Below are 22,505 nucleotides of genomic sequence, written 5' to 3'. Positions count from 1 at the left end.
GGCCTCCCCGCCGAGCGGGAGGTCTAGCGGGCCTCGGTCCCGGGCTGGCGGCCGGGCAGGTCGCCGGGCTTGATCACCGGCATCGAGCCGGGGTTCGGGTCGGGCGGGGTCACCACCATGCCGGGGGCCGCATTGCCCGGCGGCTTGATGACGCCATCGCTCTTCTCGAGCCTGTCGCTCAGCGTGCCCTTGTCGGCGGAGGTGCCCTGGTCGGCCGTTCCCTCGGAGGGACGGATCTTGTCGGGAATGGTCTGGTTCGGCGGCGGCAGGGCCGGATCGGTGTCCCGGCCCTTCAGGGGCGCGTCGGGGGACTGCGCGAAGGCCGTGCCGGCGATCAGGCCGAAGCCGACCGCGAGGGTGAGGATCGAGCGCATAGGGTCTCCCTGTCTCGGATGCGGGGTTTCAGGGAGAACAGGCCGGGCGCCGAAGCGTTCCTGCCCCATCGGTCCCGTGATGGGACGATGGTCCTGGGATGGCTTCGAGCGAGGGCTTCGGGAAGGGGCTTCGGGAAGGGGCTTGTGCCGCGGATTTCTCCCTCGCCCCTCTGCGGGGGAGGGTGGTCTTGCAGCGACCGGGAGAGGGGCGCGCCGCATCCGAAGAGGTCTCCCCCTCTTCTGACCCGCTTCGCGGGCCACTTTCTCCCGCACAGGCGAGAGGAAGATACTCGGTCGGTCTTCGTTTTAGTCCGCAGCCCTCTGCTTTCGCCCGGATCGACCGGACAGGTCTCACGCGCTTTCGCACATCCTGTCCGTGCGCCTCAAACGCTCTCGCGCGCCATCCCGATGTAGAGTTCGCGCAGGCGCCGGGTGTGCGGGCCGGGGCGGCCCTCGCCAACGGCGTGGCCGTCGATGAAGACCACCGGCATCACGAAGGCCGAGGCGCTGGTGTAGAAGGCCTCGGACGCCGCCAGGGCCTCGGCGACGCTGAACAGGCGCTCCTCGAGGGCGAGGCCGGACTCCTCGGCGAGGCGCAGCACTGCCTTGCGGGTGATGCCGGGCAGGAGCGCCGTGGAGAGCGGCCGCGTGACGAGTGCGCCGCCTTTCGTGACGATGAACGCGGTCGAGGACGACCCCTCGGTGACCGCGTCGTCCTCGACCATCCAGGCCTCGGCGACGCCGGCGGCGGCGGCCTGCTGCTTGGCCAGCACCTGGGCCAGGAGGGCCACCGACTTGATGTCCCGGCGCTTCCAGCGCAGGTCCGGCACGGTGATGATCTTGGCGCCGGTCTCGGCGAGCGGATTGGCCGCCACGGTCTTGGCCTGGGTGAACATCATCACCGTGGGCGCGGTGCCGGCGGGGGGATAGGCGAAATCGCGCTCGTACACGCCGCGCGTGACCTGCATGTAGACCAGTCCCTCGGTCAGCCCGTTGCGGGCGATGAGCGCGGTCTGCAGGCCGATCCACTCGGCCAGGCTGTGCGGGTTGGCGATGTCGATCTCGCCCAGCGAGCGGTCGAGGCGGGCCAGATGCGCCTCGTTGTCCACGAGGCGACCGTCGAGCACCGCCGAGACCTCGTAGATCCCGTCGGCGAAGAGGAAGCCCCGGTCCATGATCGGCACGCGCGCCTCGGCGAAGGGCAGGAAGTCGCCGTTCAGGTAGACGATGCGGGCCTGGGACACGGGGTTACCTCTTCGGTCCGGGTGGGGCGGGTCGGGGCAAGCAGGATTCGTGCGGAGCTCAGCTTGCGCCGAACACCCGGGCGAAGATCGTGTCCACGTGCTTGAAGTGGTAGCCGAGATCGAAGCACTCCTCGATCTGCTCCGGGCTCAGAGCCGCGGTGACGTCGGCATCGGCCTTGAGGAGCGTGAGGAAGTCGCCCTCGCCGCGCCAGACCGGCATCGCGTTGCGCTGGACCAGGCGGTAGGCGTCCTCGCGGGAGACGCCGGCTTGGGTCAGGGCCAGCAGCACCCGCTGCGAGTGGACGAGGCCGCCGAGCTTGTCGAGATTGCGCTGCATGGTCTCGGGGTAGATCAGCAGCTTGTCGATGACGCCGGTGAGACGCGCCAGCGCGAAGTCGAGGGTGACGGTGGCGTCCGGCCCGATCATGCGCTCCACCGAGGAATGCGAGATGTCGCGCTCGTGCCAGAGGGCGACGTTCTCCATGGCGGGCAGGGCGTAGGCGCGCACCATGCGGGCGAGACCCGTGAGGTTCTCGGTGAGCACGGGGTTGCGCTTGTGCGGCATGGCCGAGGAGCCCTTCTGCCCTTCCGAGAAGAACTCCTCCGCTTCCAGCACCTCCGTGCGCTGCAGGTGGCGGACCTCGATGGAGAGGCGCTCCACCGAGGAGGCGACCACGCCCAGGATGGCGAAGAACATCGCGTGGCGGTCGCGCGGGATGACCTGGGTCGAGACCGGCTCCGGCGTCAGGCCCATGGCCTCGGCGACGTAGGCCTCAACGCGCGGATCGATGTTGGCGAAGGTGCCGACGGCGCCCGAGATGGCGCAGGTGGCGATTTCCTCCCGCGCGGCGACGAGGCGGGCGCGGTTGCGTTCGAACTCCGCGTAGGCTTGCGCCAGCTTCAGGCCGAAGGTGACCGGCTCGGCGTGGATGCCGTGCGAGCGGCCGATGGTCGGCGTCATCCTGTGCTCGAAGGCCCGGCGCTTGAGGGCGGCGAGCAGGGCGTCGACATCCTTGATCAGCAGGTCGGCGGCGCGCACGAGCTGGACGTTGAGGCAGGTGTCGAGCACGTCCGACGAGGTCATGCCCTGGTGGACGAAGCGCGCCTCGGGGCCGACGATCTCGGCCAGGTGCGTCAGGAACGCGATGACGTCGTGCTTCGTCACCGCCTCGATGGCGTCGATGCGGGCCACGTCGAAGACCGCGTCGCGGCCCTTCTCCCAGATCGCATCGGCGGCCTGCTTCGGGACGACGCCGATCTCGGCCAGCGCGGTCGTCGCGTGGGCCTCGATCTCGAACCAGATCCGGAAACGCGATTCGGGCGACCAGATCGCGGTCATCTCGGGGCGGCTGTAGCGGGGGATCATGCGGGCGCCTCGGTCAACGCGTCGGAAAAAGGGGCAACGGGATCAGGCGCGCCTAGCATGGGCGGCGATCGCGCTCAACGCGGGCCCCCGGCCGCCGCCGACGCCGTCCCGCGCGAAGCGCAGCGAATCGGAGCGTCACGGCCGCCGCAGACACGAGCCACGGCCCGGCGACGCTGGCTCAGAACCCTGCCGATGCTCCCGATCCGGTCGCGGCACGCGTCCGACGCCCCTTAAGACCGTGGCAGAAAAGGGACAGCCCTGTCGGATCAGCCGTTTTCGGAGTCGTTCCAAGTTTGCGAACCGCGCAGGGATTGCGCAGTGCGAAGAGGATGTTGCCGCTTTGTTTCCAGGGGTTCTAAGAACGATTGAAAAAGATGAAGCCCTAAACGAGCGCCGTCGCCTCTTGCTTGAAAAATAGGCTCGCCCCAAGGGACAAAGACGCCCTGCAACTGCTTAACGGGCGAACTCTCAAGCACAGATGAACTACAGGCGGGCGATAAACCGATGAGCACGACAGCAGGATTACGACTGATCGCACCCCTCCTGTGCGGAACGGCCCTCACGGCCATCGCCCAGGCCCAGCCGGTCGGGCCGCGCGACGGAACGACCGTCACCCTGGATCAGCTCAGCGTCGAGGGCCTGCCGGGCAACACGGTCGGCTACGTCACCCGCGCCACCCGCAGCGCAACCAAGACCGACACGCCGCTCCTCGACACCCCGCAATCGATCACGGTGGTAAGCCGCCAGCAGATCCGGGACCAGAACGTCCAGAACCTTACCGAGCAGCTGCGCTACGTGCCGGGCGTGATTCCGGCCCAGGGCGAGAACAACCGCGACGAGGTTGTCATCCGCGGCCAGAAGACCAACGCGGACTTCTTCGTCAACGGCGTGCGCGACGACGTCCAGTACTTCCGCGACCTGTACAACATCGAGCGGATCGAGGTGCTCAAGGGCCCGGATTCGCTGATCTTCGGGCGCGGCGGCGGCGGCGGCGTGATCAACCGCGTCCTCAAGGAGGCCGACGGCCTGCGGGTGCGCGAGATCGTGGCCGGCGGCGGTCAGTTCAACCAGAAGCGCGTGGCGCTCGATGTCGGCGACCGCATCAGCGACAGCGTGTTCTTCCGCCTCAACGGCGTGTTCGAGGACAGCGAGACCTACCGGCAATTCGGGAAGCTGCAGCGCTACGGCATCAATCCGACGATGACTTTCCTGCTCGGCCCGGCCACCACCCTGAAGCTCTCCTACGAGTTCTTCCACGACGACCGCTTCCCGGATCGCGGCATCCCCTCGCAGAACGGCCGGCCGTACAACTACCGCAACAACACCCGCACCTTCTTCGGCAACCCGACCGTGAACCGGACGGCGGTCGATGCCAACATCGCCACGGCGACCCTCGATCACACGTTCGAGTCCGGCGTGCAGATGCGCAACCAGCTGCGCTTCGCCGACTACAACCGCTTCTACTCGAATTCCCTGCCGGCCGCGCCGGTCAACGCCGCCGGCACGCAGGTGCCGATCACGATCTACCGCAGCGAGACCAACCGGACCAACTACTTCAGCCAGAACGACTTCACCTACAAGTTCCTCACCGGCGACGTGAAGCACACGCTGCTCGCCGGTTTCGAGCTCGGCTACCAGGAAGGCCTCGCCTTCCGGGAGACGGGCTTCTCCCGGGTGGGCGACAGCCTCGTCACCAGCGTGGTCGTGAACCCGATGTCGCCGATCTCCCGGGCACCGGTGACCTTCCGCAACAACGGCACCACGGATGCCAACGTCCGCTACGACCTCGGCCTGGCCGCGGCCTATGCCCAGGACCAGATCGACCTCAACGAGTACGTCCAGATCGTCGGCGGCCTGCGCTACGACTATTTCGACTTCTCCGCGCGGGGCCGGGCCACGGGCCTGACCAACGAGCGCGTCGACAACCTCGTCTCGCCCCGCGCCGGCCTCGTGATCAAGCCGCTGGCGAACCTCGCCTTCTACGGCAGCTACAGCGTGTCCTACCTGCCGTCCTCGGGCGACCAGATCGGCGCGTTCACGCCCGGCCTCGTCATCGCCAGGCCGGAGGGCTTCCAGAACCTTGAAGTGGGCGTGAAATACGACGTGACGCCGACCTTCCAGGTCACCGGCGCCCTGTACAATCTCGACCGCACCAACCAGCGGCTGCCCGACCCGAACAATGCGGGCTTCTTCCTCCTGTCGGGCAGGACCAACACGCAAGGCGCCGAGATCGGCGCCAACGGCTACCTCACCGACTGGTGGCAGATCGCCGGCGGCTACGCCATCACCGATGCCCGCATCGAAAGTGCCGTCTCGTCCACGATCGTGAAGGGCAACACCGTCGGGCTGGTGCCGTTCAACAGCGTCTCCCTCTGGAACAAATTCGACCTCACGCCCGAATTCGGCATCGGCATCGGGGTGATCCACCAGACCCACACCTTCGCCACCTCGGACGATACCGTGCGTCTGCCGAGCTACACGCGCTTCGATTTGGGGCTGTTCTACCAGGTTAGCGAGTCGGTCCGGGCCCAGGTGAACATCGAGAACCTGTTCGACCGGCGCTACATCTACACCGCCGACAACAACCAGAACCTCACGCCGGGCGCGCCGCGCACGATCCGCGCGCAGATCATCGCCAAGTTCTGAGGGTCACGCGCGGCGGGTGGCGCTACTCCACCCGCTGCCAGCCGGGGCCCATCAGGCGCTCCTGCGGCGTGAAGCGGGCCTTGTAGTCCATCTTGCGCGAGCCCTCGACCCAGTAGCCGAGATAGAGGTAGGGCAGGCCGAGATCGGCGGCGCGGCGGATGTGGTCGAGGATCATGTAGGTGCCGAGCGAGCGGTGCGCCTCGGCCGGATCGTAGAACGAGTAGACCATCGACAGGCCGTCCGCGAGAACGTCGGTCAGGCAGAGGGCGACGGTGGGTCCGGTGCCGCGCCCGTTGATCGCGGTGTCGGGCCCGCGCCGGCGATAGTTCACCAGGTGGGTGTCGACGTGGCTGTCCTCGATCATCATGGCGTAGTCGAGCACGGTCATGTCGACCATGCCGCCGTCGCCGTGGCGGGCATCGAGGTAGCGCCGGAACAGGGCGTACTGCTCCGAAGCGGGACGGTTGGGCTCGGGATTGCCCACGAGGTCGGCACTGCGCTGGAGGATGCGGCGCTGGCTGGCCGAGGGACGAAAATCGGAGACCACCACCCGCACCGAGATGCAGGCCCGGCAGGATTCGCAGGCCGGCCGGTAGGCGATGGTCTGCGAGCGGCGGAAGCCCCCCTGCGTCAGGATCTCGTTGAGGTCTCGGGCGCGGCGCCCCACCAGGTGGGTGAAGACCTTCCGCTCCTCCTGGCCCGGCAGGTAGGGGCACGGGGAGGGCGCCGTCAGGTAGAATTGCGGGGTGTCCCGGGAATGGCTCGTCACGCTTGTCTGTCGCTCGCCGCGTGCCGGGTGCGCACCGCGCACCCCGAGACTTGAGTGTATCCGCAACGCGGGCCGGCTCAACTCCCTGAGAGGGTTCCGCGACGATTTCGTGCGAAACCGGGATCGTGCTGTCAGGCCGAGAGCGGCCGCGTGGTCGAAGACGGGCGTCGACGCGACGCCGGAGGCGATTGCGTCAGCCGGCCCGCACCACCGCGAGGCCGAGGATCAGGTCGTGACCGAGGCGGCGATCGGCCCGCACCAGGCCGATGCCGACATCCAGCACCCAGAGCAGGAAGGCCGAGGCCACGGCCACGTAGAACAGCAGCGCGTGGATCGCGGCGGTGAGGTAGTCCACGCGCGCGCCGCTCTCCGGCGCGACGACGCGCAGGCCCATCATCCGCATGCCCCAGGTGCTCTGGGCCGGGCCGCCGACCGTGATCGCGCTGTAGAGGATGCCGCTCGCCGGCAGGATCGCGAACAGGGTCCAGCCCAGCCCGAAGGTAAGGACGCCGATCACCGTGATCAGCAGGGTGAGGAGGGCGGTGAATCCGAAGATGAACAGGATGTCGAGGAGATAAGCGAGGAAGCGCGCGCCCAGGCTGCCCCGGACATAGGGCACCGGGACCTGGGGGGCGTAGCCGGTCTGAAAGCGATCGGCGTAGGGGCTTTGCGTCTCGCGCATGGGGCGCTCCTGAATCGCGCTCGCGGACTGAGCGGCGGCGTTCTGAGGCGAGAGATGGGCGTGCGCCCCAGGAGACTCAAGGATAGGAGACTCAAGGACAGGAGACTCAAGGACATGAAACTCACGGACGAGAGACGCTAGGACGAAACTCGGGCATGCGCCGCGAGATCACCGCGGCCCCGCGGTCTCACGGGGGCGGGCGGCCGGCCGGCACCGGCTGGCCGCCCGGGTCCGCGTCTGCGGCCTCGGGGGTCTCGAGATAGTAGTGGCGCAACAGGAACAGGCGCGCCCCGTTGACCGGTCCGGCCTCGGTAGCGAGGCCGAGGAGTTCCGCACCGGGACCGAAACGGCAGGTGACCCAGCGCTGACGCGCGGCCTGGCCGGGCCGCCCCGCCACCGCGTAGTCGACCCGGAGCTCGTCCGGCGTCGCGCCCGCGCCGATGCGCAGGAGCTTCACCGCGGTCTCGGGGGGCGCGAGCGCGGGCACGACCCGCCGGCAGATCATGGCGCGCTGACGATCGACCGAACTGACGCAGCCGGCGAGGCCGAGGAGGGCGACGCCGGCGGCGAGCGCGATGCGGAGCCCGCGCGCGGCCGGTCCGGGGCTCACGCGCCGGCGCGCAGCCGCTCGGCGACCCGCAGGGCATAGTAGGTGAGCACGCCGTCGGCGCCCGCGCGCTTGAAGGCCAGCAGGCTCTCGACCATGGCGCGCTCGCCGTCGAGCCAGCCGTTGCGGGCGGCGGCCTCGATCATCGCGTACTCGCCCGAGACCTGATAGGCGAAGGTCGGCACGGCGAATTCGTCCTTCACCCGGCGGATGATGTCGAGATAGGGCAGGCCGGGCTTCACCATCACCGAATCGGCGCCCTCCGCGATGTCGAGGGCGACCTCCCGGATGGCCTCGTCGGAATTGCCCGGGTCCATCTGGTAGGTGCGCTTGTCGCCGACCAGGGCCGCCTGGGTGCCGATGGCGTCCCGGAACGGGCCGTAGAAGGCGCTGGCGTACTTGGCCGCGTAGGCCATGATTTGAACGTCGCGAAACCCGGCCCGGTCGAGGCCGGCCCGGATCGCGCCGACGCGCCCATCCATCATGTCGGAGGGCGCGATGATGTCGGTGCCGGCTTCGGCCTGGATCAGACTCTGCTCGACCAGGAGAGCCACGGTCTCGTCGTTGAGGATGGCGCCGTCCTCCAGCAGGCCGTCATGGCCGTGGCTGGTATAGGGATCGAGGGCGACGTCGGTCATGATCCCGAGCTCGGGCACCGCCCGCTTCACCGCCCGCACCGCCCGGCAGACGAGGTTGTCGGGGTTGAGCGATTCCGAACCGGTGGGATCGCGCAGGCTGGGCTCGGTGTAGGGAAAGAACGAGATCGCCGGGATGCCCGCGCGGGCGGCCTTCTCGGCGTCCCGCACGATCTCGTCGACGCTGAGGCGCTCGACGCCCGGCATCGACGCGATGGGCTCGCGCCGGCCCGACCCCTCGATCACGAAGAGCGGCCAGATCAGGTCATCGACCGTGAGGGTATTCTCGCGCACTAGGCGGCGCGACCATTCGGCCTTGCGGTTTCGGCGCGGGCGCTGGGTGATGCCGAGCGAGGCCGGGCGAGCGGCCTCCTGGGCCGTCTCGACCGCCAGGGGACGCGGGGTCGCTGGTTCGTTGGTCATCGTGGGCGAACTCGATGGTTTTCGCCCCGGGCCGTGACCGGGAGCGGCCTTGGCCGGGGCGGGCGAGCACGGGCCTAACACATCCGGAAAAGCCTCCGAAACCCGTGATGCCGACGCAGGGATGGCTGGTCTTCGTCCACGGCAGGCCTGCGCCACGCGCACAGCGCAAGGGCCTCCGGAAACGTCCCTCCGATTGACGCCAAGCGCCAAAACCTCGTCTAAGCAGGCGATCCAGGCGGGAGGACCCATCCCTGGCGGGAGGACCCATGGCGGAAACGGGCGAAGCGGAGATCCTGTTCGAGCGGCGCGGGGCGGTGGGCCTCGTGACGTTGAACCGGCCGCGCGCCCTGAACGCCCTGTCCCTGGCGATGCTCGGGGCGATGCAGGCGCAGCTGGACATCTGGGCCGGCGACGCGGCGGTGACGCGGGTGGTGCTGCGCGGCCGGGGCGGGCGCGCCTTCTGCGCCGGCGGGGACATCCGCCAGATCTACGCCCTCGCCAAGGCCGGCGCGCACGCGTCGGTCGATGCCTTCTGGCGCGCCGAGTACGGCCTCGACGCCACCGTGAAGCGGTTCGCCAAACCTGTGGTCAGCCTGATCGAGGGCCTGGTCATGGGCGGCGGCAACGGCCTCTCCGTCCATGGCAGCCATCGGGTCTCGTCGGAAAGCTACAGCTTCGCCATGCCGGAAGTCGGGATCGGCCTGTTTCCCGATGTCGGCATGACCTTCGTGCTGCCGCGCCTGCCGGGATCTACGGGAACCTACCTCGCCCTGACCGGCGCCCGCATCGGACCGGGCGACGCCCACGCGGTGGGTCTGGCCACCCACCACGCCGCGGCGGGGGATTTCGACGGGATCGTCGACGATCTGGCCTCCGGCGCGCCGATCGCGGCGGTGCTCGGCGCCCATGCGCGGCCGGTGCCCGAGCCCGGGCCCCTGGTCGCGGCACGGGCCTGCATCGACGCGTGCTTCTGCGCCGACACCGTCGCGGAGATCCTGGCGCGCCTCGATGCGGACGGCGCACCCTTCGCCACCGAGGCCGCCGCCCTGATGCGCACGCGCTCGCCCACCAGCCTGGTTCTGGTGCGCGAGCAGATGCGCCGCGGCGCGGGCCTGAGCTTTCCCGAGGCGATGCTCACGGAATACCGGATGGTCAGCGCCCTGATGCGCGGCCACGACTTCTTCGAGGGCGTGCGCGCGGCCGTCATCGACAAGGACGGCGCGCCCGCCTGGGATCCCGCTACCCTGGACGCCGTCGACCCCGCGACGATCGCCGCGGCCTTCGCAGCCACGGGCGGGCCGGAGCCGTCCTTCACCGGATCGTCCGAGTCATGAGAAGAGGTCCGGCGTGCGCGGATTGACCAAGGTCCCCGGCTCCCGCGAAATCCGCGGACGCAATCAGGACGGGGGTGCCGACCGGATCGAGCGTGCGCCCCAGGTGCCGCAGACCGGCTGGGACGTGGTGCTGGTCTGGTTCATGCGCCTCACCGCCCTGTTCTGGCTCGCGAAGGCCGTCGCCACCTGGGCCGGCATCCTCGACATCCTGCCCGGCGGACGCCCCTTCGAATCGGAGACGCTTGGGCGCCAGAGCGTGATCGTCTACTTCGCGGTGATCGATCCGATGGCCGCGGTGGGCCTCTGGCTCACCAGCGCCTGGGGCGGTGTCGTCTGGCTGCTGGCCGCCACCAGCGCGCTCACCCTGGCGGTCCTGACCCCGCAGCTCCTGCCAATAGTGCCCGTCTACCTGGCAATACAGGCCGGGATTATTGCGTTGTATTTTATCTTGTCTTTCCTGGCGGCGCGGGAAATCCGGTAAACGTCGGGTTACGACGTTCGCTTCATCTCGCATTTACCCAGAGAGGTAAATCGCAAATTCATCCTATCGCTTAAACCGTCTTTCATCTGCGACTCCTAGGTTGGCTTCATGAGCGGTGGCGAAGAACACCGGCCCTGAAGCACAGAGATCTGAAGAGGCCCACGATGAAGTCCCAGGCTGCCAAGGTTAGCAAGACCGAAACCGCTCCCGAGACCGTCCCGGCCCACGGCTCGTATCTTGAGGCTCTGCACCTCGTCGAGCGCCTGCACCGCCGCCTCCTCGACGTGATCAAGGACGAGTTCGAGCGTCGCGACCGCGAGGACGTCAACAGCGTCCAGGCGCTGCTGCTTTACAATATCGGCGACAAGGAACTCACCGCGAGCGAGCTGCGCACCAAGGGCTACTATCTGGGCTCGAACGTCTCCTACAACGTCAAGAAGCTCGTCGAGGCCGGCTACCTGCACCACGCCCGGTCGAAGACCGACCGCCGCTCGGTCCGCATCAGCCTCACCGACAAGGGCCGTCAGGTCCACGACATCATCCAGAGCCTCTACGACAAGCACGCCCGCACCATCCAGCCGATCGGCGGCATCTCGGACGACGATTTCGGCCGCCTCAACACGGCGCTCAGCCGCCTGGAGCGCTTCTGGACCGACCAGATCCGCTACCGCCTCTAGGACCGGATCGCGGGCGATCGCGGCACCGCGCAAGCCCGGCTCGCCGGGCTTGTTCGCGTTCCGGGGCCCCGGTGACGGCGTCCCGCTCCGTCAGGAACCCGCCTGCTCGGCCGATTCCTCGCCCGCCGGCTTGCCGTCGTCCCGGGCGCGGTGGAGCATGAAGATGGCGAACACCATCGTGAGGATCAGGCCGGCGAGAACGCCGAGCTCGATCATCGAGGCCTGGAACAGCGCCTGCTTCTCCGGCGACCAGTCCTTGGCGTGGGTGATCTCCGACGACTGCAGGGTGATGACGAGGACCCGTCGGATCGAGGCGATGAGGCCGACGATGAGGAAGGGCTCGCAGGTCAGCTTGCCCGAGCGCATCGACACCCGCACCGTGTGCAGGATCTCGATCAGCATCAGCAGGAACAGCAGCCGATCGACCACCTCCAGGATCTGATCGGCCCCGCCCAGGTGGCGCACGGCTTCCCAGGTCAGCGCGGTGGCGTCGATCAGGGCGACGAGGGCGGTCAGGGCGAGGAGGATTCCGAGCGCCGCGTAGATCGCGTGCTCGGTGTGAAGGAAGACGAAGCTCGCCGCACGCGTGAGCCGGCCCTGATCGTCCCGGTCGTCGGACATGACGCGCTCCTCCTCTGTCGGGTCGATCAGACAGGATCGGCGGGCGGGCGTCCAGGGCGGCCACGCTTCGAGAGCGTGCCGGCCGGAGCGCCCGGGTCGGGCGACGCGATCACGACCGCGTCAGCCCCGGACGAGGATCGGCCGAAGGGGCCCGCGATCGGTCACAGCATGTCCTCGACCCGGATCGGCAGGGACCGGATCCGGCGGCCCGTGGCGTGGAACACCGCGTTGGCGATCGCGGCGTTGACGCCGATGATCCCGAGCTCCCCGAGGCCCTTGAGGCCCTTGAGGCCGAGGGGATTCACGCCGTCGTCCGGGTCCGGCACGAGCAGGGCCTCGACCTCCGGCGCGTCCGCGGCGGTGACGACGAGGTACTCGGCCAAATCCGCGTTGCGGTAATGGCCGCGGTCGAGGATCGTCTCCTCCAAAAGCGCCGAGCCGAGCCCCCAGATCATCCCGCCGGTGAGCTGACTCCGGGCGGTCAACGGGTTGAGGACGCGGCCGGCCGCGAAGGCGCCGAGGAGGCGCGGCACCCGGATCTCGCCGGTCTCGTCGTGGACCAGCACCCGCGCGAACTGGGCGCCGAAGGCCCAGGACACGGCCTTGCCGCCGGCGCCGGTCCCGAGGGCCATCCGGCCCGATCCGATCGCCTCCAGGGCTTCCGGCCCCGACCCCTCGGGGGTGAAGGCCGCCACCGTCTCGATTCCGTTCGGGTCGAGGCCCGCGACGAGCGCCGCCAGCGGACAGGTCCGCCCGTCCGGGGCGACGAGATCGCCCGCATGCGGGCGCAGCGTGGCGGGATCGGCTCCGGCCAGGGGACCGGATCCGATCGCGGCCTGCGCCAGGCGGGCCCGGAGGGTCTCGCAGCCCTGTGCCAGGGTGTGGAGCAGGCTGGTCGTGGTGGCGGAGCCGCCCGAGAGCCCGGCCGCCGGCAGCGCCGTATCGCCCAGGGAGACCGTGACGGCCTCGGGCGTGGTCCCGAGCCACTCGGCGGCCCCGAGGGCGAGCAGCGTCGTGATCCCGTTGCCGATCTCGTGATGGGCGGTGGCGACGGTGGCGCGGCCATCGGCCCCGAGGTGGATCCGCATCGTGGCGGGGGAAATCTTCACCGGCCGGGCCGAGGCGGCGCAGCCGAGCCCGATCCGCCAGGGGCCGTCGCGCATCCGCCCCGGTTCCGGATCGCGCGTCGCCCAGCCGAAGGCCTCGAAGCAGGCCATCAGCGGGCGCGAGGAGAACGGCTTCCCGGAGATCGGGTCGGCGGCCGTGTCGTTGCGACGGCGCAGGGCGATCGGGTCGATCCCGAGGGCGACCGCCATCTCGTCGACGGCGCTCTCCAGGGCGAAGAGGTAGGGCACCTCGGGCGGCGCCCGCATCGGCCCGGGGGTGTTGCGGTCGACCCGCACGGCGCGCTCGTCGGTGCGGACGGCCGGGCAGGCATAGAGGCTCGCGGTGACGTCGGTGCCCTCCATGGCGAAGGGATCGAAGCGCGAGGCGATGACCGCCGCCTCGTGCACGAGGGCGGTGAAGCGCCCGTCGGCGCTCGCCCCGAGGCGGATATCGTGCCGGCTTTCCGGACGGTAGTTGGCGATGGTGAAGCCATCCCGGCGGCTCGCGACCAGGGATACCGGCCGCCCGAGGGCGCGGGCCGCCAGGGCGACCGGGGCCGTGTACTGCGCCAGGGCGAGCTTCGCACCGAAATGGCCGCCGATCAGGCCCGAGACCACCCGGATGTCAGCCGGATCGAGGCCGAGCTGCGCGGCGAGCCCGTGCCGGACCGCGCCGATGTAGCGCGACGGCTCGTGGACCGTGAGGCGCGGGCCGTCCCAGGTGCAGGTGGTGGTGAACAGTTCGATCGGGTTGTGGTGCTGGATCGGCGTCGCGTAGCGGGCGGACACGGCGACGTCGGCCCGCGCCAGGGCGTCGTCGGCGTCGCCGATCCGGGGGTCGTGGTGCTCCGGCTTCAGGTCGGCGAGGCACACGACCTCGGCCCCGGGCGTGTCGAATCCGTCGGCGAAGGCCTCGGCCGCGTAGTGCACCCGCGTGCGGGCTGCCGCCGCGCGGGCCGCCTCGACGGTCTCCGCCACCACCAGGGCGACGATCTGACCGGCATACGCGACCGCGTCCGATCCCAGCGGCAGGTGCCCGCTGTTGGCGCAGCCCCCGGCCATCAGGTGCTTCACCGGCCGGATCGCGCCAGCGAAATCCCGATGGGTGAAGATGCGCAGGCACCCCGGGACCGCCTGCGCGGCGGCGAGGTCGAAGCCGGTGATCCGTCCGCGCGGGATGGTGCTGGTGACCAGGGCGGCGTGGGCCAGACCCGGCAGGCGGGTGTCGGAGGCGTAGACCGCCGTACCCGTGACCTTGGCGCCGCCCTCGACGCGGGGATGCGGATACCCCAGCCAGGCGGGGGGATCGCGCAGATCGGTCGGTCTCGCCATCGGGCTCTCCTCGCCTCACGGCAGGGGTAACCGCCGTTCCGGGCCGGCCGATCCGGGCGCGACTGCGAGTCGCTCGGGAGTCCCCGTCGCGTCGCGAGGACAGGCCCTCAGCCCAGGAAGGGACGCAGGTGGTCCAGCACCAGGTCCGGTGCCTCCTCCTGCAGCAGGTGTCCGCAGGGGAGGGCGTGCCCCTCCACCCGGTCGGCCGTCTCGCGCCAGGTGGCGGCGACGTCGTAGAGTTCGCCGACCGTGCCCTGCGCGCCCCAGAGGGCGAGGAGCGGCGCGGTGACCCGGCGTCCGGCGGCGGCGTCGGCGGCATCGTGGTCGAGGTCGATCCCGGCCGCGGCGCGGTAATCCTCGCAGATCGCATGGAGGCTGCCGGGAGCGCGGTAGCAGCGCAGATATTCCCGGATCATCGCCTCGCTCGGGATCCCGGGCGTCCGGCTCTGGCCCGCGAGGTGATGGCGCAGATAGGCCTCCGGGTCGGCGCCGATCATCCGCTCGGGCAGGGGCGCCGGCTGGATCAGGAAGAACCACCAGAAGTACCGGGTCGCGAAGGCCCGGTCGGTGCGGGCGTACATCGTCAGCGTCGGGGCGATGTCGAGGACGGCGAGGCGGTCCACCGCGGCGGGGTGGTCGAGGGCCAGGCGATGCGCGACGCGGCCGCCCCGATCGTGCCCGACGACCGCGAAGCGCTCGTAGCCGCAGGCGTGCATCAGCGCGACGGCATCGGCCGCCATGGCCCGCTTGGCATAGGGGGCGTGATCGGCCGTCGAGTCCGGTCGATCCGAGTCGCCGTAGCCGCGCAGGTCGGGGGCGACCACCGGATGGCCGGCCTCCCGAAGCCGGGGCGCCACCGCGTGCCATGTGGCGTGGGTCTGCGGATGACCGTGCAGGAGCAGCACCGGCAGACGCGGCCCGCCCGGGGACAGGGCGACCCGGAGGCGCAGGTCGGGCAGCGTCGCGTCGGCGAGGTCGAAGCCCGACAGGAACGGACACGGCCCGCGGCTGAGGAGAGCGATCGGCGGCATGGTGTCCCCGGAAACGTCGCGGACAGGGTTCGACCGTCCCGGCGCCGCAGCTGTGCCGTCGGGGCCGGGCAGGGATTCGGCCCGGGGCGAGGATGGCACGGGCGGCGCGCGGCGGCGAGACTGCCGCGCCCGTGCCGGGCCGGCCATCGGGGGCGGCTGCGTCGGGGGGACCGCGCGTCTCAGCCCTTCCAGTTCTTCAAGGCCCCGAACGGGCTCAGCGCCGGGTCGGCCGCCGGCGGGTTCAGCACCGGCTCGACCTGCGCGATGGCGTCCGCCAGGGAGAAGGCCGAGCCGCTGGTCAGCTTGCCGCCGGCGGCATCCTTGTGGCCGCCGCCGCGAAAGCGCCGCGCGCCTTCCAGGGCGGTCTCGTTGTTGGAGCGGAAGGACATGGTTCCCGCCCGCTGCACGTTGAGCACGCGCTTGGCCCGGCCGCTCTCCATGATCAGGTCCGAGACCCGCTGGAAGGTGCCGGAATCGAGGCCGAAGGACATCAGCGTGCCGTCCGAGAGGGGATGGAACAGGTCCGAGCGGGCGAGCACCCGGGCGATGCGCATGCGGGTGGTGAGGGTGCGGTCGTCGCCTTCGTCCTCTGCGAGGTAGCCGTCGAGGATCGCCTTGCGCAGGGCCGGCACCTGGCCCTCGATCACGGCCGGGGAGGCGCCCTCGCCGAGGAGGCGGGCCGCGCCGAGGAGGAGGTCGCCGACGAACCGGTCGTGCCAGGGATGCCCGATGGGCACGAGGTTCGAGACGTTGTCCCAGAACATCTCGTCGAGGCTCAGGCCGTTGCGGAAGGCCGGCCGGTCCTTGCGCCACAGATCGACGGCATCGACCGCCGTCACCAGGGCGCCGAGGATCGGATCCGCGCCGGTCTCGCGGGTCGCGTAGAGGGCCCGGTGCTCGTAGGCCATGCGGGTGGCGCAGCAGGCCTCGTCGATGAGCACGACGATGTTCGGATCTTCCAGGTCGAAGCGCTGCAGACTCGGCACCGCGGGATCGGCCTGCGGTGCGAGGCCCTGCTCGCGCAGCTGGTCGACCGAGGAGGCGTGGTGATCGAGGACGACGAGGCGGTGGCGCGCGGTCGGATCGCGGCGGCGGTTCAGGGCGGCGAAGTTGCGGATGAAGGTCACGGCCACCGTCTCGAGGCCGAGGTCGGTCATCACGATCATTTCCGGGGCGGACGCCTTGCCGAGGCGCTTCAGCTCGGTCTCGACCACCGGCCCGACATCGGAATAGCGCGGCACGTGCACGATGCGGGCGACCTCGGCGAACTGGCCGACCACCGTGGAGGCGCCGTAGCCGTCGAGGTCGTGGTGGGTGATCTGGGTGATGTTCAAGAACCTGTCCTCGGGCGAATCGCCAAGCGCGGGCTTCGGCTGTCCTGGGCGCCCTTATGCGGCACGCCCCGGTCCACGGCGAGCCCCCGCGCGGTGAGCCGCGGCGAGGCTGCGTCGGTTCCGCGGTGGATCGAGACCCGTCAGGGCTTGATTCCCGTGCCCGGACCGGGATTCTGCGAACAGACCACGAACATCAGCGACAGAACGATCGGAGGAACGTCCGCGATGGACCCGGACGACGCGGGCGCGATCCGCAAGATCATCCATATCGACATGGACGCCTTCTACGCCTCGGTGGAGCAGCGCGACGACCCGGCGTTGCGGGGCCGCCCGGTCGCGGTGGGCGGATCGCGCGAGCGCGGCGTGGTGGCGGCGGCGAGCTACGAGGCGCGTGCCTTCGGCGTTCGCTCGGCCATGCCCTCCGTCACGGCGCGCCGGCTCTGCCCCGACCTGGTCTTCGTCAAGCCGCGCTTCGAGGTCTACCGGGGGATCTCGGATCAAATCCGGGCGGTCTTCGCCGAGCATACCGACCTGGTCGAGCCCGTCGCCCTCGACGAGGCCTATCTCGACGTGACGGAGAACCGGCAGCGTCTGCCGACCGCCACCGCGGTGGCCCGCGCGATCCGGGACTCGATCCGCGCGCAGACCGGCCTCGTGGCCTCGGCGGGCGTCTCCTACAACAAGTTCCTGGCCAAGGTGGCGTCCGACTTCCGCAAGCCCGACGCCCTGTTCGTGATCACCCCCGCCATGGGGCCGGCCTTCGTCGAGGACCTGCCGATCGGGCGCTTCCACGGGATCGGCCCCGTCACCGAAGCGCGGATGAAGGCGCTCGGCATCCTGACCGGACGCGACCTGCGCGCCCTCAGCCTGGAGACCCTGACGAAGCGGTTCGGCGCCTCGGCGCCCTACTATTATGGGGTGTCGCGGGGCATCGACGTCCGTCCGGTCCGGGCGAACCGGATCCGGAAATCCATCGGCGCCGAGAACACCTTCTCGGAGGACTCTGCCGATTACGGGGTGCTCGCGGGGCGCCTGGCGCCGATCCTCGACAAGGTCTGGGGCGCCGCCACCGCCAGGGAGGTCCGGGCCCGCACGGTGACGCTCAAGGTGAAGTTCGCGGATTTCGAGCAGATCACCCGGGCCCGCTCGCTGCCCGGCTTCGTCCCGGACCGCGCCGTCCTGGAGGAAACCGTTCTGGTCCTCCTGCGCGACCTGTTCCCCCTGCGGCGCAGCGTCCGCCTCCTCGGCGTCTCCCTCTCCGCCCTGGAACACGGCCCCGCGCCCGAGCCGCGCCAGCTCGGCCTCGGATTGTAGAGGCGCGCCCGGTTCCCCGGCGTCAGGGACACGCCGCCACGCCGGCGACGCGCCGGCTGCGCCGCAGAACGAGGAGGAAAGCGAGGCCGACCGCCGCCATCGCTGACCCCGCCACCGAGACCGCCGGATAGCCTCCGCCGAGGTCGATCACGAGGCCGCCGAGGGCCGCACCGATGGCGTTGCCGAGGTTGAACGCACCGATGTTCAGGGCCGAGGCGAGGTTGGGCGCCTCGCCGGCCTCCGCCATCACCCGCATCTGTAGGGGCGGCACCAGGGCGAAGCTCGCGACGCCCCAGAGTAGGATGAGCGGGGCGGCGACCCAGCGCGAGTCCATCCCGACGGCGAACACCCCGAGCAGCAGGACCAGGGCCACCAGGGAGGCGATGATCGTTCCGTCCACCGTGCGGTCGGCCAGGCGTCCGCCGGCCCAGTTCCCGAGGGTCAGGCCGACGCCGTAGACCACCAGCATGGCCGTGACGAAGGAGGCGTCCGCCCCCGTCTCGATGCGCAGGATCGGGACGATGTAGGTGAAGACCGTGAACATGGCGCTCGACCCGAGGACCATGAGCGCGAGGGCGCCGAGGACGGCCGGCCGCGCCACGACGCGCAGCTCCGCGCGGATGTCGGGGGCGCCGTCCACGGGCAGGGGCGGCAGGGCCAGCCGCAGCGACAGCATCGCGACGGCGCCGATGCCGGCGATGCCCCAGAAGGCCGCGCGCCAGCCCAGCGCCTCCCCCACCCAGGCGGCGAGGGGCACGCCGCCGATCGTCGCGATGGTCAGGCCGGAGAACATCGCGGCCACAGCGGCCGCACGCCGCTCGGGCCGTACGAGGCTGGCGGCCACCACCGATCCGATCCCGAAGAAGGCGCCGTGGTTGAAGGCCGTGACGATCCGTGCCGCGAGCAGCATCGCGTAACCGTCGGCGAGGGCCGAAATCACGCTGCCCACCGTGAAGATGCCCATCAGACCCTCGAGAAGCGCCCGGCGCGGCACCCGCGCGAAGGCGAGGGTCATTAGCGGGGCGCCGATCAGGACGCCGAGCGCATAGGCGCTGACCAGCAGGCCGGCGGCCGGGATCGAGACGCCGAGATCGTTCGCGATCAGCGGCAGCATGCCCATCGGCGAGAATTCGGTGACGCCGATCCCGAAGGCTCCGATGCTCAGCGCCAGCAGGGCAGGATGGATTGTCATGGGGGTTGCCTTTCGGTCATTGTTCCCGACAGGCACATGATGCAGCGCGACACCGGGCGGTAGCCCGATCTCCGGACCGACATCTGTGCGTCAGGAGCACGAATGCCGCGAGACCGAATCGACCGGACGGGGGAGATGGCGGCCTTCCTCGCCATTGCGCGAGACGGCAGCCTGTCCGCGGCGGCCCGCGGGCTGGGGCTGACCGCCTCCGCCGTCAGCCGCATCGTCGCCCGCCTGGAAGCACGCCTCGGCGTGCAGCTGATCGTGCGGACCACCCGGACGCTGCGCCTCACCGCCGAGGGCGAGAGCTATGCCCGTGCCGCGCGCCGCATCCTCGCCGATATCGCCGAGAGCGAGAGCGCGGTCGCCGATCAGGCCTCCCCCCGCGGTCGGGTCCGGATCAGCACCGCCTCCGCCCATGGGCGTCTGGTGATCGTGCCGTTGCTGGCGGAATTCGTGACGCGCCATCCCGGCATCAGCGTCGACATCGACCTCAGCGACCAGGTCGCCGACATCCTCGGCGGACGGGCCGATGTGGCGATCCGCTTCGGGACTTTACCGGACAGCCCGCTCACCGCGCGCCGCCTCGGCGACACGGGCCGGACGGTCGTGGCCTCGCCCGCCTATCTGGCGCGGGTCGGAACGCCGGAGATCCCCGCGGATCTCGCCCGACACAACTGCCTCGACTTCAACTTCCGCCGCGCCGAGCCCGGGTGGCCGTTCCGGGAGGAGGGACGCGATTACCTCCTGGCGGTCTCCGGCTCCATGTCCGCCAACAACGGCGAGACGCTGGTCCAACTCGCCCTCGGCGGCATGGGCATCACCCGTGTCGGGCGCTTCCACATCGCCGACGAACTGGCGAGCGGGCGCCTCGTGCCGCTGCTGGAGCGCTACAATCCGCAGGACCGCGAGGCCATCCATGCGGTCTTCGTCGGCGGCCCGTCGATGCCGGAGCGCGTCCGAGTGCTGATCGACTTCCTGGCAGAGGCGCTGCGGTCGCCGAGGGGATCACCGCCGCCCGACACTCTCAGCCCAAACGAAAGGGGCGCCACCCTTTCGGACAGCGCCCCCTCGGATCAGCCGGTCCCGAGAGCGGGACCCGCGATCGCCCTTAGTTGAAGGGATCGATCTCGGCGGACTCGTAGCTCGTCACTTCCATGCCGACGCAGACTTCCTGGACGATGGGGGCAGACCACTTCATGACATCTCTCCTGGTTGGTTTGGGGGTATGAAAGCCGAACCCGGATGGGTTCGATCCACTCTTCGACGAGAAACAGCCTCGAAAGGCCGCGCCTTAGTTGAAGGGATCGATCTCGGCGGACTCGTAGCTGGTGACTTCCATGCCGACGCAGACTTCCTGGACGACGGGGGCGGACCACTTCATGGGAAACTCCTTCGTGTTCGACGTCCCTGATATGCCGTTGTGTTGGGCACAATACAAGTGGACGCTACACTTATATTTCTCATAGGATCGCGGAAAAGTTCCCATCCTGCGCCCGAGCGTTGCCGCGCTTTCGGCCCGGCACTCCGGACACCGGAGATATGATGCCGACACCTCGCCCGTGCGAGGGGGTCTGCGATGGGTCGGACCCGGACCGGACGGCAGGGGCGCCACGGGTGCGGAGGAAAGATCCGGCCGAGGCCGGTTTCGGCTTGACGCCCCGGGGAGGGGAGGCGCACTGACGCGCCGCCGAACGGGCCTGCGCGGGGGTCACGACTCACCGCGCGGCGCGCGCTTCGGCTCCCTCTCGACGATTCCGATGCCCAGCGACAATCCAGACCGATCGCCCGCGCCGTGCGCGGCCGCCTCCGCTTCCTTCGCCTGACGCCCCGCTGACCGGGCCCGGGCGGCCCGGCGCGGGGCGGCCCCTCACGGCCGGATCGCGCGCCCTGCGAGGTGAGCCCATGAACGAGATCGCTTCCTTCCCGACCGGCATCGATCCGGCCGTGCTCGCCGCCCGCCTGTCGGACGAGCGCGCGCCCGACATCGTCGAGGCGCTCAACGACGAGGCGCCCGAGGTCGCCGCCGCCATCCTGCTGGGCCTGCCCGTGGAGCGGGCGATCGAGGTGCTCGATCAGCCCGAGCTCGACTGCGCCGCCGACATCATCGAGATGCTGCCGCGCGACCGGGTCGCCTCCTACCTGTCGGGCATGTCGGCCGACCGCATCACCGACCTCTTCCGCGAAATCGAGGAGCCCGGCCGCTCGGACCTGCGCGCCCGTCTCGACGCCGAGACCCGCGGGGCCGTCGACCGGCTGAGCACCTACGGCGAGGAGACCGTCGGCTCGCTGATGACGACGGAATTCGTCGCCGTGCCGGGCAACTGGACGGTGCAGCAGACCCTCGACCACGTCCGCCAGGTCGAGAAGACCCGCGAGACCATCTACGCGATCTTCGTCCTCGACCCGCGCACCCGGGCCCTGACCAAGGCGGTGCCCCTGCGTCGGCTGATCTCGGGCAATCCGGGCGACAACGTGCTCTCGGTGGCCCCGAACCGACGTCCGCTGGCGGTCTCGCCCACGGCCAGCCGCGAGGAGGCCGCCCGTCTGATCTCGCGCTACGACCTCCTGGCGCTCCCCGTCATCGACGCGGTCGGGCACGTCATCGGCATCGTCACGGTGGACGACATGATCGACGCGATGGTCGAGAAGCAGACCCAGGACGTGCAGCGCTTCGGCGGCATGGAAGCCCTGCCCGAGCCCTACATGGACATCGGCTTCGGCACGATGATCCGGAAGCGGGCGGGCTGGCTCTGCGCGCTCTTCCTCGGCGAGATGATGACGGCCACCGCCATGCAGGGCTTCGAGGGCGAGCTCGAAAAGGCCATCGTGCTGACCCTGTTCATCCCGCTGATCATGAGCTCGGGCGGCAATTCCGGCAGCCAGGCCACCTCGCTGCTCATCCGCGCCCTGGCCCTGCACGAGGTGCGCCTGCGCGACTGGTGGCGGGTGGCCCTGCGCGAGGTGCCCACCGGCCTCGTGCTCGGCACGATCCTCGGCGCGATCGGCATCGTCCGCATCGTGGTCTGGCAGAAGACCGGCCTCTACGACTACGGCGAGCACTGGATGCTGGTGGCAGCGACCGTGGGGGCGGCCCTTATCGGCATCGTCACCTTCGGCTCGCTCACCGGCTCGATGCTGCCGTTCCTGCTGCAGCGCCTCGGCTTCGATCCCGCCACCGCCTCGGCCCCCTTCGTCGCCACCCTCGTCGACGTCACGGGCCTCGTCATCTACTTCTCGGTGGCGATGCTGATCCTGCGCGGAACGCTGCTGTAGAGTTTGTCAGGGATACGTGGAAACCGGTCGTTCCGGAAAGACAAACGGACATGAAAGGGAT

Annotated in this window: 21 protein-coding genes; 7 read left to right on the top strand and 14 right to left on the bottom strand. The window is 70.1% G+C overall.

Going from position 1 to position 22,505, the window contains the following annotated elements; all coding sequences use genetic code 11:
* Positions 1-23: 23 nt before the first annotated feature.
* The 3 genes from ASF41_RS18675 to purB form a co-directional block, all read right to left on the bottom strand.
* The gene (locus ASF41_RS18675; RefSeq protein WP_056213699.1) at positions 24-374 is read right to left on the bottom strand and encodes a hypothetical protein; all 351 of its coding nucleotides are present in this window, start codon (positions 372-374) and stop codon (positions 24-26) included.
* Positions 375-757: 383 nt separating this feature from the next.
* Positions 758-1,618, bottom strand: coding sequence for a D-amino-acid transaminase (locus ASF41_RS18670; protein ID WP_056495789.1), 861 nt, complete (start codon positions 1,616-1,618; stop codon positions 758-760).
* A gap of 58 nt (positions 1,619-1,676) precedes the next feature.
* The gene (gene purB / locus ASF41_RS18665; RefSeq protein ID WP_056351559.1) at positions 1,677-2,984 is read right to left on the bottom strand and encodes an adenylosuccinate lyase; all 1,308 of its coding nucleotides are present in this window, start codon (positions 2,982-2,984) and stop codon (positions 1,677-1,679) included.
* A gap of 504 nt (positions 2,985-3,488) precedes the next feature.
* Between purB and ASF41_RS18660 the strand changes: the two genes are divergently transcribed.
* A complete protein-coding gene (locus ASF41_RS18660; protein ID WP_056495785.1) occupies positions 3,489-5,630 on the top strand; it encodes a TonB-dependent siderophore receptor in 2,142 nt (713 codons plus the stop codon).
* A gap of 22 nt (positions 5,631-5,652) precedes the next feature.
* On the opposite strand, the gene ASF41_RS18655 is transcribed toward ASF41_RS18660, so the two are convergent.
* The 4 genes from ASF41_RS18655 to hemB all read right to left on the bottom strand — a co-directional run bounded on the left by ASF41_RS18655 (position 5,653) and on the right by hemB (position 8,746).
* Positions 5,653-6,399 carry an arginyltransferase gene (locus ASF41_RS18655; RefSeq protein ID WP_056213690.1) on the bottom strand — a complete coding sequence of 249 codons (747 nt, stop codon included), beginning with the start codon at positions 6,397-6,399 and terminating at the stop codon, positions 5,653-5,655.
* 193 nt (positions 6,400-6,592) lie between these two features.
* Positions 6,593-7,081, bottom strand: coding sequence for an RDD family protein (locus ASF41_RS18650; RefSeq protein ID WP_056274637.1), 489 nt, complete (start codon positions 7,079-7,081; stop codon positions 6,593-6,595).
* Between the two features lie 187 nt (positions 7,082-7,268).
* A complete protein-coding gene (locus tag ASF41_RS18645) occupies positions 7,269-7,691 on the bottom strand; it encodes a hypothetical protein (protein ID WP_056351571.1) in 423 nt (140 codons plus the stop codon).
* Positions 7,688-8,746, bottom strand: coding sequence for a porphobilinogen synthase (gene hemB / locus ASF41_RS18640; protein ID WP_056351576.1), 1,059 nt, complete (start codon positions 8,744-8,746; stop codon positions 7,688-7,690). The genes ASF41_RS18645 and hemB overlap by 4 nt, the downstream gene beginning before the upstream one ends.
* Positions 8,747-9,012: 266 nt before the next feature.
* Here hemB and ASF41_RS18635 point away from each other — a divergent pair, with 266 nt between their 5' ends.
* The 3 genes from ASF41_RS18635 (at position 9,013) to ldtR (ending at position 11,238) form a co-directional block, all read left to right on the top strand.
* Positions 9,013-10,080 (top strand): enoyl-CoA hydratase/isomerase family protein, encoded by a 1,068-nt coding sequence (locus tag ASF41_RS18635; protein ID WP_056213680.1) that lies wholly within the window; start codon positions 9,013-9,015, stop codon positions 10,078-10,080.
* Between the two features lie 13 nt (positions 10,081-10,093).
* Positions 10,094-10,561 carry a DUF6163 family protein gene (locus ASF41_RS18630; RefSeq protein WP_056274644.1) on the top strand — a complete coding sequence of 156 codons (468 nt, stop codon included), beginning with the start codon at positions 10,094-10,096 and terminating at the stop codon, positions 10,559-10,561.
* Between the two features lie 164 nt (positions 10,562-10,725).
* A complete protein-coding gene (ldtR, locus tag ASF41_RS18625; protein ID WP_056213676.1) occupies positions 10,726-11,238 on the top strand; it encodes a transcriptional regulator LdtR in 513 nt (170 codons plus the stop codon).
* Between the two features lie 90 nt (positions 11,239-11,328).
* On the opposite strand, the gene ASF41_RS18620 is transcribed toward ldtR, so the two are convergent.
* The 4 genes from ASF41_RS18620 to ASF41_RS18605 form a co-directional block, all read right to left on the bottom strand.
* The gene (locus ASF41_RS18620) at positions 11,329-11,859 is read right to left on the bottom strand and encodes a phosphate-starvation-inducible PsiE family protein (RefSeq protein WP_056495782.1); all 531 of its coding nucleotides are present in this window, start codon (positions 11,857-11,859) and stop codon (positions 11,329-11,331) included.
* A gap of 161 nt (positions 11,860-12,020) precedes the next feature.
* Positions 12,021-14,297: a xanthine dehydrogenase family protein molybdopterin-binding subunit gene (locus tag ASF41_RS18615; protein ID WP_056495779.1), complete on the bottom strand. Its 2,277-nt coding sequence runs from the start codon at positions 14,295-14,297 to the stop codon at positions 12,021-12,023.
* Positions 14,298-14,404: 107 nt separating this feature from the next.
* A complete protein-coding gene (locus ASF41_RS18610) occupies positions 14,405-15,328 on the bottom strand; it encodes an alpha/beta fold hydrolase (protein WP_056495776.1) in 924 nt (307 codons plus the stop codon).
* A 179-nt stretch (positions 15,329-15,507) separates the two neighbouring features.
* Positions 15,508-16,662: a hypothetical protein gene (locus tag ASF41_RS18605; protein ID WP_056495773.1), complete on the bottom strand. Its 1,155-nt coding sequence runs from the start codon at positions 16,660-16,662 to the stop codon at positions 15,508-15,510.
* A gap of 225 nt (positions 16,663-16,887) precedes the next feature.
* On the opposite strand from ASF41_RS18605, the gene dinB reads away from it, so the two are divergent.
* Positions 16,888-17,976 carry a DNA polymerase IV gene (gene dinB, locus ASF41_RS18600; RefSeq protein WP_056495770.1) on the top strand — a complete coding sequence of 363 codons (1,089 nt, stop codon included), beginning with the start codon at positions 16,888-16,890 and terminating at the stop codon, positions 17,974-17,976.
* A 22-nt stretch (positions 17,977-17,998) separates the two neighbouring features.
* On the opposite strand, the gene ASF41_RS18595 is transcribed toward dinB, so the two are convergent.
* Positions 17,999-19,168 (bottom strand): MFS transporter, encoded by a 1,170-nt coding sequence (locus ASF41_RS18595; RefSeq protein ID WP_056495767.1) that lies wholly within the window; start codon positions 19,166-19,168, stop codon positions 17,999-18,001.
* A gap of 102 nt (positions 19,169-19,270) precedes the next feature.
* Between ASF41_RS18595 and ASF41_RS18590 the strand changes: the two genes are divergently transcribed.
* Positions 19,271-20,287, top strand: a complete 1,017-nt coding sequence (locus ASF41_RS18590; protein ID WP_082504667.1) for a LysR family transcriptional regulator — start codon at positions 19,271-19,273, stop codon at positions 20,285-20,287.
* On the opposite strand, the gene pqqA (ASF41_RS18585) is transcribed toward ASF41_RS18590, so the two are convergent.
* Positions 20,280-20,369, bottom strand: a complete 90-nt coding sequence (pqqA, locus tag ASF41_RS18585; protein ID WP_056213663.1) for a pyrroloquinoline quinone precursor peptide PqqA — start codon at positions 20,367-20,369, stop codon at positions 20,280-20,282. The two genes, ASF41_RS18590 and pqqA (ASF41_RS18585), sit on opposite strands and share 8 nt — an antisense overlap.
* A gap of 93 nt (positions 20,370-20,462) precedes the next feature.
* Positions 20,463-20,552, bottom strand: coding sequence for a pyrroloquinoline quinone precursor peptide PqqA (gene pqqA, locus ASF41_RS18580; RefSeq protein ID WP_019902976.1), 90 nt, complete (start codon positions 20,550-20,552; stop codon positions 20,463-20,465).
* Between the two features lie 521 nt (positions 20,553-21,073).
* On the opposite strand from pqqA (ASF41_RS18580), the gene mgtE reads away from it, so the two are divergent.
* Positions 21,074-22,444, top strand: a complete 1,371-nt coding sequence (gene mgtE / locus ASF41_RS18575; RefSeq protein WP_056274654.1) for a magnesium transporter — start codon at positions 21,074-21,076, stop codon at positions 22,442-22,444.
* Positions 22,445-22,505: the final 61 nt, after the last annotated feature.

Origin of the sequence: Methylobacterium sp. Leaf111 (assembly GCF_001423285.1) — a bacterium.
Classification (GTDB): domain Bacteria; phylum Pseudomonadota; class Alphaproteobacteria; order Rhizobiales; family Beijerinckiaceae; genus Methylobacterium.
The sequence above is the reverse complement of the archived record's forward strand: the minus strand, read 5'-3'. Positions and strand labels throughout refer to the sequence as shown.

Bases quoted from the DNA above. Each gene is read 5' to 3' on its own strand.
- ASF41_RS18675 (WP_056213699.1), bottom strand. From the start codon at position 374: ATGCGCTCGATCCTCACCCTCGCGGTCGGCTTCGGCCTGATCGCCGGC.
- hemB (WP_056351576.1), bottom strand. From the start codon at position 8,746: ATGACCAACGAACCAGCGACCCCGCGTCCCCTGGCGGTCGAGACGGCC.
- ASF41_RS18590 (WP_082504667.1), top strand. From the start codon at position 19,271: ATGCCGCGAGACCGAATCGACCGGACGGGGGAGATGGCGGCCTTCCTC.
- ASF41_RS18635 (WP_056213680.1), top strand. From the start codon at position 9,013: ATGGCGGAAACGGGCGAAGCGGAGATCCTGTTCGAGCGGCGCGGGGCG.
- ASF41_RS18615 (WP_056495779.1), bottom strand. From the start codon at position 14,297: ATGGCGAGACCGACCGATCTGCGCGATCCCCCCGCCTGGCTGGGGTAT.
- pqqA (WP_056213663.1), bottom strand. From the start codon at position 20,369: ATGAAGTGGTCTGCCCCCATCGTCCAGGAAGTCTGCGTCGGCATGGAA.
- purB (WP_056351559.1), bottom strand. From the start codon at position 2,984: ATGATCCCCCGCTACAGCCGCCCCGAGATGACCGCGATCTGGTCGCCC.
- ASF41_RS18595 (WP_056495767.1), bottom strand. From the start codon at position 19,168: ATGACAATCCATCCTGCCCTGCTGGCGCTGAGCATCGGAGCCTTCGGG.
- pqqA (WP_019902976.1), bottom strand. From the start codon at position 20,552: ATGAAGTGGTCCGCCCCCGTCGTCCAGGAAGTCTGCGTCGGCATGGAA.
- ASF41_RS18620 (WP_056495782.1), bottom strand. From the start codon at position 11,859: ATGTCCGACGACCGGGACGATCAGGGCCGGCTCACGCGTGCGGCGAGC.
- ASF41_RS18660 (WP_056495785.1), top strand. From the start codon at position 3,489: ATGAGCACGACAGCAGGATTACGACTGATCGCACCCCTCCTGTGCGGA.
- ldtR (WP_056213676.1), top strand. From the start codon at position 10,726: ATGAAGTCCCAGGCTGCCAAGGTTAGCAAGACCGAAACCGCTCCCGAG.
- ASF41_RS18610 (WP_056495776.1), bottom strand. From the start codon at position 15,328: ATGCCGCCGATCGCTCTCCTCAGCCGCGGGCCGTGTCCGTTCCTGTCG.
- mgtE (WP_056274654.1), top strand. From the start codon at position 21,074: ATGAACGAGATCGCTTCCTTCCCGACCGGCATCGATCCGGCCGTGCTC.
- dinB (WP_056495770.1), top strand. From the start codon at position 16,888: ATGGACCCGGACGACGCGGGCGCGATCCGCAAGATCATCCATATCGAC.
- ASF41_RS18650 (WP_056274637.1), bottom strand. From the start codon at position 7,081: ATGCGCGAGACGCAAAGCCCCTACGCCGATCGCTTTCAGACCGGCTAC.